This is a genomic window from Mitsuaria sp. BK041, assembly GCF_014193085.1.
In the GTDB taxonomy this organism is placed as follows: Bacteria; Pseudomonadota; Gammaproteobacteria; order Burkholderiales; family Burkholderiaceae_C; genus Roseateles.
Window position 1 is genome coordinate 1,561,317 of the sequence record NZ_JACHYT010000001.1, and the last position, 12,210, is coordinate 1,573,526.

Sequence of the window (12,210 nt, forward strand, 5' to 3'; positions counted from 1 at the left end):
CCTGTTGAGAGGGGAGGAACCAGCGATGCTAGGTTGGCGTCGGCACAGCCCGGTGTGGCGGCGAGGTCAAAGGTCCGAGGTCCTTGATCGACCTCAACGCATCACGTCACGAACGCGTTTCATGGGAACGTCCGCGACGCGGCTCAGACGAACAGAGCGGCCAAGCGCGCGACGGCGGCCTCGCTCATCGCGCGATCAATGCTGCGGTCCGGGTTGTTGAAGTCGTGCTCGCCCTGGGCCTGGACCAGCAGGCCGTCACGCCGCGGCACGACCATCAGGTTGTGCCCGCGCCAGGCGACCATGTAGTCCACCTCCGGTTGCGGCACCAGCCGCGCGATCTGGCCGCGCACCGGGATCAGCGTGTCATCGCGGAACAGCGCCCGCGCGCCGTAGCCGGTGCAGTTGACGATCGTGCGCTCGGGCAGGCCGGCCAGATCGCGCGCGTCGTTGAAGTCCCGGGTGACGATCTCGCCGCCTTCGCGGAAGAAGTCTTCCATCAGCAGCCGCTGGTAGGGGCGGATGTTGAAGGTCATCTGGGTGAAGCGGCGCGCATGCGGCACCGAGAACGGGTGCTGCGCCGGGCTCAGCGGCGCGGAGCGCGGATGCAGGTCGGGGATGAGGTCCAGCAGCTCGGGATAGTCGGGCTCGGCCGGGCCGCCATGGCCGCCCTGTCCGGCGGGCAGCGGTTGGTCGAAGGGCAGGTCGGACAGCACATAGCCGTCGCGCCATTCGACCGGCGCGCCGGGCAACCCGAGTTGGTCCTGCCAGGCCCGGAAACTGTGGCGGGCCATGCGTTCCCACATCGCGTTGAAGGCCGGCGTCGCATGCTCGGCCGTGACCACGCGCGAGTCGGGCGACCACATGCCGGTAGCGAAGGTGGAGGCCACCTCGGGCGGACGCTCGCGGCAGTAGATGCGCACCCGCAGTCCGGCGCGCTGCGCGACGCGCGCGGTGGTCAGGCCCACCGCACCGCAGCCGATCACGGCGATGCGCCGCTCCCCGGTGCGGCGGATCAGCGGCAGCGCGCCCAGCGTCGCCGAGCCCCAGGAGAGCGACCAGCCCGCCCCGCCGTGGCCGTAATGGTGGATGACGGTCTTGCCGTGCAGTCGCTGCGCCTCGATGCGCGGCCCCTGGGCCCGGAACGGGCGGGTGCAGACGGTGATGTCGACGATGCGGTCCGCCGACACCCGCATGCGCGCGGGCCTTGGCGGCTCGGCGAAGGGCAGGCGATCGGCGGGCGGTGGCGCGTCCGCTTGCGCGGCGAGCGGCCATGCGGCGGCCCAGGCGCTGGCGGCGCCGAGCCAGTGGCGGCGATTCATGGGAACTCCTTGTATCGCCGGTCCCAGCCGGCGGAGGCGATCGAATGCGGCGGTGAACGACTGGCCAGCGTCCGCAGGGACGCGGCCTCGTCAGACCGCGGCGATCTTGGCGAGCGACTTGCGGATCGCGGCGGCGTCGCGCAGGCGCTGCGCGGAGCCGTCCGCGTCGAGCAGCACGACGGTGATGGTCTGGCCGCCGCTCTTCATGCGCATCGCCAGGCAGCGGCCGGCTTCTTCGGTGTAGCCGGTCTTGGACAGGCGGATGTCCCAGCCCTTGGCGCCGACCAGGTGGTTGGTGTTGCGCAGCTCGCGCGGCCGGCCGTTGACCTCGACCTCGCTGGACTTGTCGCTGCTGATGCGCGCGATCGCCGGGTAGCGGGCCGCGGCGGCGGCGATGCGGGCGACCTCGGCGGCCGTCGAGGTGTTGTGGGGCGACAGTCCGGTCGGATCGGCCAGCGCCGTGTGCGACAGGCCCAGCGCCCGGATCTTGGCGGCGACCGCCGCCTCGTAGGCCGGCAGCCCGCCGGGGAAGTGGCGCGCCAGCGCCGAAGCCGCGCGGTTCTCGGACGAGATCAGCGCCAGCTCCAGTGCCGCCTCCCGGCTCATGGTCGCGCCCACGCGCACCCGCGAGCGGCTGTGCTTGAGGCGGTCGACGTCGGCGTCGTCGATGCGGATCTCCTCGTTCATGTCCTGCTTGGCGTCCAGCACCACCATGGCCGTCATCAGCTTGGTCAGCGAGGCGATGGGCACGACGGTGTCGGCATCCTTGGCCATCAGCACGCGGCCGCTGTCGTCGATCACCAGCATGTGGCGGGCGTTGACCGGCAGCTTCATCAGCGGTTCGTCGACCGGCGTGGCGGGCGACACCGGAGCCGCGGCGGTCTGCGGTGCCTGGCCGGCCGACGGCGCCGAGGCCGTCGGTGCCGGCACCGCGGGCGTCACGACGCCGGTCGGTCCGATTGCGGCCGAGGTGGGCGCGGTCGTGGGGACGACGACCTCGGGGTCGTCGCTGGCGGCCTGCACGATCAGACTGCCGCAGGTCAGGGCCAGGGCCGGCAGCGCGAGGCGCCAGTTGGTGTGGGCGAGGGTGCGGAGGACGGTGTGGCGGATCGACACGGCGGTGGACGGCAGGCGTGACAGGCGGGCGGGGCCGGGGAGGGCGTCGGGGTCAGGCATTGACCGGCGGGAAGTTTAAGTGCTGCGCGCCGGGCGTCCATCGGCGCCTGCCGTAACGTGCGTTACGCGTGCGCCGCGCCTTTTGTCCTGCGACGGACCAGCCGCTCGCGGGCGCCCAGAAGGTCCCGCCAGTAGAAGCGCTCCAGGAACGAAAGCCAGAGGCGTTGAAGCCAGGCCCGTCGGCGCCTGTGCTTGAACATCGCGCTGGAGGGCACCATGAATGGAGATCGATGCAGGCCAGCATACCGTCGGAGGGTGTCCGGCTCGATCAAGGTCTTCAGGACCTCGTCGATGCGCAGCACCTGGCTGCTGACGGCCCGGTGCAGATGGCTGACGCCGAGGAACGCATCGGCGGCGTGCCAGAGTTCGCGTCCCTGCTCGTCGTACATCGCGAGCACATGGCGCTTGAGCCAGACGTCGGTGCCCAGGTCCGGATGCAGCCGGTGCTGCTCCTCCTCGAAAAGCAGGAAACGTGCGCCCTTGTGGACCACCTCGAACTGGCTGGGACTGGCCACGGCTCCGGGGGCAGGCTGGATGGGCGACTGCACGAGGCGCCAGTCCAAGGCCCGGGCGGCGGTGAGGTCGTGCAGCGTGGCGACAAGGGCCAATGAGAGATCTTCCATTCGCATGGTCATGTCCAGTTCACGTGTTGATGTCCTGTATCCATGACGGGATCAGGCTGGGTGGGCACGCGGTCGAAAAGACCGCGGCTGCGGCGGCGAGGGGGTACGGCATGCCACCATGCTAGGAGCACGTCGGCAGGGCGACGTCGAGCCAGTGGCCTGCGCGCGACGTCGCCGACGGGGGCGCACCGATGAGGGATTGCAACCCCCACGAGGAGGAACTCAGTCCCAGACCTTGCGCAGCCTCGCCGCGACGTCCATCGCGGGCTTGACCAGCTCCGGCAGCGCCGCCTGCGTCTGGTTGGCCGGCCCCAGCTTGTCGAAGTGGCGCACCACCTTGCCGGGCAGGAAGCGCGACACGCTCGCGTAGAGGTGGCGGTCGCCGTGCCGCGTCTGCTGCGTGACGTAGAAGCGCTGCGGCACCATCACCGCCAGGTGCTCCTTCGCCCGCGTCATCGCGACGTACAGCAGCCGCCGTTCCTCCTCGATCTGCGCCTGCGCCCCCGTGCTCAGGTCCGACGGCAGGCAGCCGTCCACGCAGTTCAGCAGGTAGACCGCATTCCATTCCTGCCCCTTGGCCGAGTGGATGGTCGACAGGATCAGGTAGTCCTCGTCCTTCAGCGGGACGCCGGATTCGTCGCTGCTCGCCTCGGGCGGGTCCAGCGTCAACTCGGTCAGGAAGCGCTCCCGCGAGCCGTAGCCCTGCGCGATGCGCGCGACCTGCTCCAGGTCGGCCAGGCGCACCGGCGCGTCGTCGTGCAGCCGCTCCAGGTGGGGCGCGTACCACTCCACCACCGACTCCAGGTCCATCGGCCACTGCGGATCGCCGATGAGCCCGGCCAGCAGATCGCGCAGCGCCGACCATGACGCGGCCGCGGCGCGGGGCGGCTCGAATGCGCGCAGCACCTGCACCGGGTCCGCCGCGGGCGACATCGCGTCGATCAGCCGACGCGCGCTCGCCGGCCCGAAGCCGGGCAGCAGTTGCGCGACGCGGAATCCCGCCAGCCGACCGCGCGGGTTCTCGGCCCAGCGCAGCACGCTCAGCACGTCCTTCACATGCGTGCTCTCCAGGAATTTCAGGCCGCCGAACTTGACGAACGGGATGTTGCGCCGCGTCAGCTCCAGCTCCAGCGGCGCGGCGTGGCTCGAGGTCCGGAACAGCACCGCCTGGCGCTTCAGCCGCAGGCCCTGCTCGCGGCGCTCGAGCACCTTGTCGGCGACCCATTGGGCCTGGCGCGCCTCGTCGTCGACCGTCACCAGCTGCGGCCGCTCGGTCGAGGCCTTGTCGGTCCACAGCCGCTTCTCGTGCCGCTCGCGGGCCATCGCGATGACCGCGTTGGACGCGTCCAGGATCGGCTGCGTGGAGCGGTAGTTGCGCTCCAGCGCGATCACCCGCGCGGGCGGGTCGAACTGGACCGGGAACTCGAGGATGTTGCGCACCTCGGCCGCGCGGAACGAGTAGATCGCCTGCGCGTCGTCGCCCACCACCGTCAGGTGCTCGCCGCGCGGCTTGAGCCGGCGCAGGATCGTCGCCTGCAGCCGGTTGGTGTCCTGGTACTCGTCGACCAGCACATGCTGGAAGCGCTCCCCGAGCTCGGCGGCCAGGCCGTCGTCGCTCATCAGCTCGGCCCAGTAGAGCAGCAGGTCGTCGTAGTCCAGCAGCTGCTGGCGCTGCTTGTCCTCGACGTAGGCCTTGAACAGGCGCTTGAGCCCGTCATGCACCGGGAAGCACCAGGGGAAGTGGTCCTGCAGCACCTGGTCCAGCCGTGCCTCGCTGTTGACGACGCGCGAATAGATCGTCAGGCAGGTGGCCTTGAGCGGGAAACGCTCGGTGGTCTCGGCCAGGCCGAGGGTCTGGCGCTGCAGGCCCATCAGGTCCTCGGCGTCGGCGCGGTCGAGGATGGTGAAGTTGGGCGCGAGGCCGATGCGATGGGCGTATTCGCGCAGCAGGCGCGCGCCCACGCTGTGGAAGGTGCCGGCCCAGGGGAAGCGCGGCGGCGCCTGCGTGGCGCCCAGGCCGAGCGCGCGATGCAGCACGCGGCCGGCGCGGCGTTCCATCTCGCCGGCGGCGCGGCGGGAGAAGGTCAGCAGCAGCAGGCGCTGCGGGTCCGCGCCCGACTGGATCAGGCGCGCGACGCGCGCCGCCAGCGTCTTGGTCTTGCCCGAGCCGGCACCGGCGATCACCAGCAGCGGGCCGTGCCCGGGAACGCCGTGTTCATCGAGGCCGTGCTCGACCGCCGAGCGCTGCTCGGGATTCAGGTCGGCGAAGACGTCGGCCGCGCGGGGCGGGGCGTCGGCAAGGGCGGCACACATGGGGCGGCATCATAGCTGTATGCAAAAACAGTGAATGGCCGGGGCCACGTGGTCCCGGGGGTACGCGCATTGCCCGAGCGGAGCAAACTCCCCGCCTACTGCCATGCATCAAGTGCTTGTCCTCCTCGCCGCCCTGGCCATGCCCCTCGTGGCCTGGGCCACGCAGCGCGGCGTCTTCGGCCCCGACAACGGCACGATCTCGGATCGTTATCCGACCCTGCTCGTCGCCGACGGCTACGCCTTCTCCATCTGGGGCGTGATCTTCCTGCTCGACCTCGTCGCCGCGGCCTGGCTGCTGCGCGGCCGGCCGGTGCCCGACCGGGAAGGGCATCGCGATTCCCATCGCTGCCACTGGCTGGTGGTCGCCGGCTTCGCGCTCACCGCGAGCTGGATGATCGTGTTCTCCCGGCAATGGTTCTGGCTGGCGCTGGCCATCATCTGGCTGGCGCTGATCAGCCTGCTGTGGGCGCTGATGCTGCTGGCGCGGGCGGTGCCGCGCGGCGCGCCCTCATGGCTCGCGGTGCTGCCGCTGGCGCTGCATGCCGGATGGCTGTCGCTGGCGGCGTTCCTGAACACCGCGCAGGTGATCGTCGCGCAGCAGTTGCTGCCCACCGTCGATCAACTGCCGTGGACGCTGGTGCTGTGGGCGCTCGCCGCCTTGCTGCTGCTGGTGGCGAATGCGCGGTTGCATGCGCCCGGCACCGGACCCGCGGCGCTGGCCTTCGCCGCGGCGGCGGTCTGGGGCCTGGTCGGGGTCTACCTGAAGCAGCGGGCCTCGCCGATGACGGGGGCGGACACTTCCGCCTGGGTCGCGCTGGGGCTCGCCGCGGCGCTGGTGGCGCAGACGGTCTGGCTGCGCCTGCGGCCGCCGGGTCCGAACAGCCCGAGCCGCTCCAGCGACCCGAACGCCCGGACGACCGGAGCGGCTTGAACGGCTGAACGGCCGGCCCGCCGGACCGATCACGCCAGACGGCGCTCGTCCTTCGCGTCGAACAGGTGCGCCGACTCCGCCGTCCATTGCAGCCGCACCGCGTCACCGACATTGAGGTGGGGATTGCCCGCCACGCGGGCGGTCATCGGGCCGGTCGGGGTGTCGACCAGCAGGTAGGTCTCCGGGCCGGTGGGCTCGCTCATCTTCAGCACGCCGGGCAGGCCGCCATCGTTGCCGTCGGCGAGCCGGATGTGTTCCGGGCGCACGCCGTAGAGCACCTCGCCGGTGGCGCCGATCGCCGCCTGCTGCGCCGCGTTCACCGGCATGGCCTGGCCGCTGGCCGCCAGGCCGGCGGCGCCGCGCTGCGCGCTGACGAAGTTCATCGTCGGCGAGCCGATGAACTCGGCCACGAAGCGGTTGGCCGGCCGCGTGTAGATCTCCTCCGGCGTGCCGAACTGCTGCACCAGGCCGTCGCGCATCACCGCGATGCGGTCGCCCAGCGTCATCGCCTCGACCTGGTCGTGGGTGACGTAGACGGTGGTGGTCTTCGTGCGCTGGTGCAGCAGCTTGATCTCGGCCCGCATCTCGATGCGCAGCTTGGCGTCCAGGTTGGACAGCGGCTCGTCGAACAGGAAGAGCTTGGGATCGCGCGCCAGCGCCCGGCCCATCGCCACGCGTTGGCGCTGGCCGCCGGACAGCTGCCCCGGCTTGCGGTCCAGCAGGTGGCCGATCTGCAGCATCTTGGCCACGCGCTGCACCGTCTCGTCGCGCTGCGCCTTGGGCACCTTGCGCATCTCCAGGCCGAAGGCGATGTTCTGCGCGACGTTCATGTTGGGATAGAGCGCGTAGCTCTGGAACACCATCGCGATGTCGCGGTCCTTGCTCGGCGCGTAGGTGACGTCGCGGTCGCCGATGTGGATCGAGCCCGAGGTCGGATGCTCCAGCCCGGCGATCATCGCCAGCAGCGTGGACTTGCCGCAGCCCGAGGGGCCGACCAGGATCAGGAATTCGCCGGCCTCGATCGACAGATCGATGCCCTTGAGGATGTCGGCCGAGCCGTAGCTCTTGCGGACCTGAGAAATGGCGAGCGCGCCCATGCGTTGACTCCTCTTAACCCTTGACGGCGCCGGCGGTGAGCCCGCGCACGAAATACTTGCCCGCGACGATGTAGACCACGAGCGTCGGCAGCGCGGCGATCAACGCCGCGGCCATGTCCACGTTGTATTCCTTGACCGAGCTGGACGTGTTGGCCAGGTTGTTCAGCCCGACCGTGATCGGCTTGCTGTCCGCGCCGGAGAACACCACCCCGTACAGGAAGTCGTTCCAGATCGAGGTGAACTGCCAGATCAGCGTCACCACGAGGATGGGCGTGGACAGCGGCACGACGATGCGCCAGAAGATCTGCCAGAACGAGGCGCCGTCCAGCGTCGCCGCCTTGATCAGCTCGTCGGGCAGGCCGGCGTAGTAGTTGCGGAAGAACAGCGTGGTCGAGGGCATGCCGGCCAGGATGTGGACCAGGATCAGGCCCCACACGGAGCTCGCGATGCCCAAGGCGCCCAGCACCTGGCTCATCGGCAGCAGCACCACCTGCATCGGCATGAACACGCCGAACAGCAGCAGCCCGAACAGCAGCTCGCTGCCGCGGAAGCGCCACTTGGTGAGCACGTAGCCATTGATCGCGCCGAGCGCCGTCGAGATCAGCACGGCCGGCACCACCATCAGCACCGAGTTCATGAAGAAGGGCTTGAGCCCGCCGCAGTCGGTGCCGGTGCAGGCGCTGTGCCAGGCCTTGGACCAGGCGTCCAGCGAGGGGCTCAGCGGCACCGAGAGCAGCGTGCCGCTCCGCACCTCGTCCATGCTCTTGAGCGAGGTGCTGACCATCACGTACAGCGGCAGCAGGAAGAAGAAGGCGAAGACCAGCAGCACGGCCCACAGCAGCAGGCGCTGCGCGGTCAGGTGCCGGGATCCGGCCGGGGAGGGGGAAAGGGTGTGGCTCATGTCGCGTCGCTCGTCCCGTGCGGGATCACTGCTTCGAGCGGAGCTCGGAATAGAGGTAGGGAACGACGATGGCCGCGATCGTGGCCAGCATCACCGTGGCGCTGGCCGCGCCCAGGCCGATCTGGCCGCGCGAGAAGGCCATCGTGTACATGAAGGTCGCCGGCAGGTCGGTGGCGTAGCCGGGGCCGCCCGCGGTCAGCGCCATCACCAGGTCGAAGCTCTTGATCGCGATGTGCGCCACGACCATCAGCGTCGAGAAGAACACCGGGCGCAGCGTCGGGATGATGATGCGCCAGTAGATCCGCGGCAGCGATGCGCCGTCCACCTGCGCGGCCTTGATGATCGAGTCGTCGATGCCGCGCAGCCCCGCCAGGAACAGCGCCATCACGAAGCCCGCCGACTGCCACACGCCTGCGATGACCACGCAGTAGATGGCCATGTCCGGGTCGACCAGCCAGCCGAAGCTGAAGGACTCGAAGCCCCACTGCTGCATCAGGTGCTCGATGCCCAGGCCGGGGTTGAGGATCCACTTCCACGCGGTGCCGGTCACGATGAAGGACAGCGCCATCGGATACAGGTAGACCGTGCGCAGCACGCCTTCGCCGCGGATCTTCTGGTCCAGCAGGATGGCCAGCAGCAGGCCCACGGCCATCGCGCCGCCGATGAACAGCGCGCCGAAGAGGCCCAGGTTGCTCAGCGCGAGCCACCAGCGCTCGTTGTCGAACAGCGCGCGGTACTGGTCCAGGCCGACGAACTCGTAGTTCGGCAGCAGCCGCGACGCGGACAACGACAGGTAGCCGTTCCACGCCATCAGGCCGTAGATGAAGAGGAAGGAGATCAGGAAGGTCGGCGCGACCACCAGCTTGGGAAGCCAGGGACTGCGGGGGGCTCGGGAGGCGGACATGCGGTGCGGACCTGCAGGGCGCCGGCGTGGCGCGTGGGAAGGATGGAAGGCAAACGGCCAAAGATCAAGGCCCGAGGACCGAGGACCGAGGATCAGGACCAGGGACCAGGGACCAGGACCAAGGCCCAAGGCCCAAGGCCCAAGGCCCGACGAGCGGAGCCGGAAGACTCCCTCTCCCGCTTGCGGGAGAGGGCAGGGGTGAGGGTCTTCGCGGCCCCCCGGCTTACTTGGTCTTCGCCGCCGCGGCCAGGCGCGCCTGCGCGTCCTTGGCCGTCATCTTGTCGCTGTTCCAGAACTGGCTGACGACGTCCTTCATCGCGCCCTCGGCGGCCGCGGGCACCGCCATGCCGTGCGCGATCGACGGCACCAGGGTGCCGGACTTGGCATCGGCGGCGAAGTCGGTGGCCGACTGCTTGGCGCAGTCGTCGAACTTGTCCATCTTCATGCCGGTGCGCACCGGGATGGAGCCCTTGTTCAGGTTGAACAGCTCCTGGAACTCCGGCGACATGATCGCGGTGGCCAGGTCCTGCTGGGCCTTCTCGTTGGCGGCGTTCTTCAGCTTGAACAGCGCGAAGGAGTCGATGTTGAAGGTGAAGGCCTTCTGCGTGCCGGGGGCGGCGGTGCAGGTGAAGTCCTTGCCCGGCGCCTTGCCCGCGGCGATGAACTCGCCCTTGGCCCAGTCGCCCATCAGCTGCATGCCGGCCTCGCCCTTGATCACCATGGCGGTGGCCAGGTTCCAGTCACGGCCGGGGGCGTTCTTGTCGGTGTAGTCCTTGATGCGCTTGAAGGTGGTCAGCACCTTCTCCATCTGCGGCCCGGTCAGCGTGGCCGGATCGAGCTGCACCAGCGCCTTCTTGTAGAAGTCCACGCCGCCGACGCCCAGCGCCACCGATTCGAAGACGGTGAAGTCCTGCCAGTTCTGGCCGCCATGCGCCACCGGGATGATGCCGGCCTTCTTCAGCGCCTCGGCGGTGACGAAGAACTCGTCCCAGGTGGTGGGCAGCTTGGCGCCGGCCTTCTTCAGCGCCTCGGGGTTGGCCCACAGCCAGTTCACGCGGTGCACGTTGACCGGCGCGGCGATGTAGTGGCCCTTGTACTTCATGATGTTGGCCACCACCGGCGGGATCACCTCGTCCCACTTGCCGGCCGCGGCGACGGCGTCGATGTTGGTCAGCACGCCTTCGGCCGCCCATTCCTGCAGCGACGGGCCCTTGATCTGCGCGGCCGCCGGCGCGTTGCCGGACACCACGCGCGACTTCAGCACCGTCATGGCCGAGTCGCCGCCGCCGCCGGCCACCGCGAAGTCCTTCCAGGTGTGGCCCTGCTTCTGCAGCGTGGCCTTGAGCGCGGTGGCGGCCTTGGCCTCGCCGCCGCTGGTCCACCAGTGCAGGACCTCGACCTCGCCGGCCTGCGCCGCGCCGGCGGCCATCAGCGCGCACAGCGCCGCGGCCTGGGAAAGTTGCTTGAGCTTGGTCATTCTGTTGTCTCCGTGTCGTCGGGAAGTTGGAGCGAATGTTGTCATGCCAGGCCGGGAGCGGGCTGCCGCCCCCGGGCGCGTCATCGGTGGGGTGTCAGAACCAGACTTCGACCTGCGCGCCGAAGCTGGTGCCGGAGGTCTCGCCGTCGTAGCCGGCCACGCCGGTCACGTTGCCGGCGGCCTTGTTCCACTTGGCGTGGGTGACATAGAGGCGGAACTCGGGGCGATCCATCAGCGCCGGGCCGGTGGACAGCGTCGGCGCGAAGGTCACCTTGGTCAGGCGGGCGCGCTGGCCGCCGTCGGGCTTGTACTGCGACACACCGGCTTCGGTGAGCAGCTTGAAGTTGCGGGTGACCCCATAAGACACGCGACCGCCGATGGAGGTGGACACCGTCGCCTTGCCGGCGTTGTCCTTCTCGTTGGCCCACAACAGCATGCCCATGCCGCCCCAGGCGCCCTGCTGGAAGTTGACCGACTCGACGACGCGGAACTTCTTCGCGGCGGAGGTGTCGGTCTGGTTGCCGAAGTTGGAGTTCAGCCCGGTCGAGCCCTGCGCGTACTGCACCCACAGCACGTTGTTCAGCGAGGTACCGAACAGCTTGCTCTGCACATGCTTGGCGGCCAGGCCCCAGCCGTTGGTGCCGCCGGCGAACTGCGACTTGGTGGCCGTGCCGAAGAAGGCCAGCGTGCCGTCGGTGTTGGTCGGGATGTCGACGTACTCGACGTTGCCGCGATGGCCGGGGCGCTGGTTGGTGTCCTTGTCGTTGGTGTAGTAGGCGACGCCGAGCTTGCCCGGGCCGACCGGGATGCCCTTCATGCCGGCGCCGATGCCGGCCATCTCGGTGAAGTAGGTGTCGACGATGTGGACGTCGCCGCGGCGGCCGCGTTCCTTGCCGGCCCAGACGGTGGCCTCGGGCAGGAAGTCGAAGCCCTTGGCCTCGACATACATCTGCGCCAGGCGCAGGTGCTTGGCGTCGTCGGCGTCGGAATGCGGGTTCCAGTAGTCGGTCATCAGCACGACCTTGTAGTCGATGCCGTCCTTCTTGAAGCCTTGCGCGAGTTGGAACTCGCCGTAGATGTCGCACTCGTTGCCGAGGCGGTACTTCATGCCGCTGGTGCCGCCATTGAGGGCGTAGCAGGCGCGGCTGGCGCCGCCGTCGGTGGTGCCGCCCGGGCCGGCGCGCAGGTAGCCGGTGTAGTCCAGGGCCTGGGCGGAGCCCGCGGCCAGCAGCAGGCCGGCGGCGGTGGAGAGCGTGGCGCGAACGCCAGGGATGCGCGCGGCGCGCGGGGTGCAGGTCATGTTCAGTCTCCGGTGTGGGTTCGAGGAACGGCGCTCCGGGCGTGCTCCGTTAATCGGACGTTTATCTTTCTTGCATGCGGGCTGAACTTTAATTTTCCATTAATGAAACTATATTGGTGCTTACCACTAGCGCCGTGGTGCGTGAAATCCGTGTAGGCGGGCGAACAGC

The 12,210-nt window shown here is 69.5% G+C and carries 10 protein-coding genes; 1 reads left to right on the forward strand and 9 read right to left on the reverse strand.

What is annotated here, in order from left to right; all coding sequences use genetic code 11:
• Positions 1 to 143: 143 nt before the first annotated feature.
• The 4 genes from FHT38_RS06845 to FHT38_RS06860 form a co-directional block, all read right to left on the reverse strand.
• The gene (locus FHT38_RS06845) at positions 144 to 1,319 is read right to left on the reverse strand and encodes an FAD-dependent oxidoreductase (RefSeq protein WP_183490849.1); all 1,176 of its coding nucleotides are present in this window, start codon (positions 1,317 to 1,319) and stop codon (positions 144 to 146) included.
• Positions 1,320 to 1,409: 90 nt separating this feature from the next.
• Positions 1,410 to 2,495: a serine hydrolase gene (locus FHT38_RS06850; protein ID WP_183490851.1), complete on the reverse strand. Its 1,086-nt coding sequence runs from the start codon at positions 2,493 to 2,495 to the stop codon at positions 1,410 to 1,412.
• A 62-nt stretch (positions 2,496 to 2,557) separates the two neighbouring features.
• Positions 2,558 to 3,124: a hypothetical protein gene (locus FHT38_RS06855; RefSeq protein WP_183490853.1), complete on the reverse strand. Its 567-nt coding sequence runs from the start codon at positions 3,122 to 3,124 to the stop codon at positions 2,558 to 2,560.
• A gap of 216 nt (positions 3,125 to 3,340) precedes the next feature.
• Positions 3,341 to 5,431 (reverse strand): ATP-dependent helicase, encoded by a 2,091-nt coding sequence (locus tag FHT38_RS06860; protein WP_183490855.1) that lies wholly within the window; start codon positions 5,429 to 5,431, stop codon positions 3,341 to 3,343.
• A gap of 103 nt (positions 5,432 to 5,534) precedes the next feature.
• Here FHT38_RS06860 and FHT38_RS06865 point away from each other — a divergent pair, with 103 nt between their 5' ends.
• The gene (locus FHT38_RS06865) at positions 5,535 to 6,362 is read left to right on the forward strand and encodes a hypothetical protein (protein ID WP_183490857.1); all 828 of its coding nucleotides are present in this window, start codon (positions 5,535 to 5,537) and stop codon (positions 6,360 to 6,362) included.
• Between the two features lie 29 nt (positions 6,363 to 6,391).
• Here the strand turns inward: FHT38_RS06865 and FHT38_RS06870 are convergent, their stop codons facing one another.
• The 5 genes from FHT38_RS06870 to FHT38_RS06890 form a co-directional block, all read right to left on the reverse strand.
• Positions 6,392 to 7,459, reverse strand: a complete 1,068-nt coding sequence (locus tag FHT38_RS06870; RefSeq protein WP_183490859.1) for an ABC transporter ATP-binding protein — start codon at positions 7,457 to 7,459, stop codon at positions 6,392 to 6,394.
• Positions 7,460 to 7,472: 13 nt separating this feature from the next.
• A complete protein-coding gene (locus tag FHT38_RS06875; RefSeq protein ID WP_183490860.1) occupies positions 7,473 to 8,360 on the reverse strand; it encodes a carbohydrate ABC transporter permease in 888 nt (295 codons plus the stop codon).
• A 25-nt stretch (positions 8,361 to 8,385) separates the two neighbouring features.
• Entirely contained in the window at positions 8,386 to 9,264 is an 879-nt protein-coding gene (locus tag FHT38_RS06880) for a carbohydrate ABC transporter permease (RefSeq protein ID WP_183490862.1), read from the reverse strand.
• A gap of 223 nt (positions 9,265 to 9,487) precedes the next feature.
• Positions 9,488 to 10,741, reverse strand: coding sequence for an ABC transporter substrate-binding protein (locus tag FHT38_RS06885; RefSeq protein ID WP_183490865.1), 1,254 nt, complete (start codon positions 10,739 to 10,741; stop codon positions 9,488 to 9,490).
• A gap of 94 nt (positions 10,742 to 10,835) precedes the next feature.
• A complete protein-coding gene (locus tag FHT38_RS06890) occupies positions 10,836 to 12,041 on the reverse strand; it encodes a carbohydrate porin (protein WP_183490867.1) in 1,206 nt (401 codons plus the stop codon).
• Between the last annotated feature and the right edge of the window lie 169 nt (positions 12,042 to 12,210).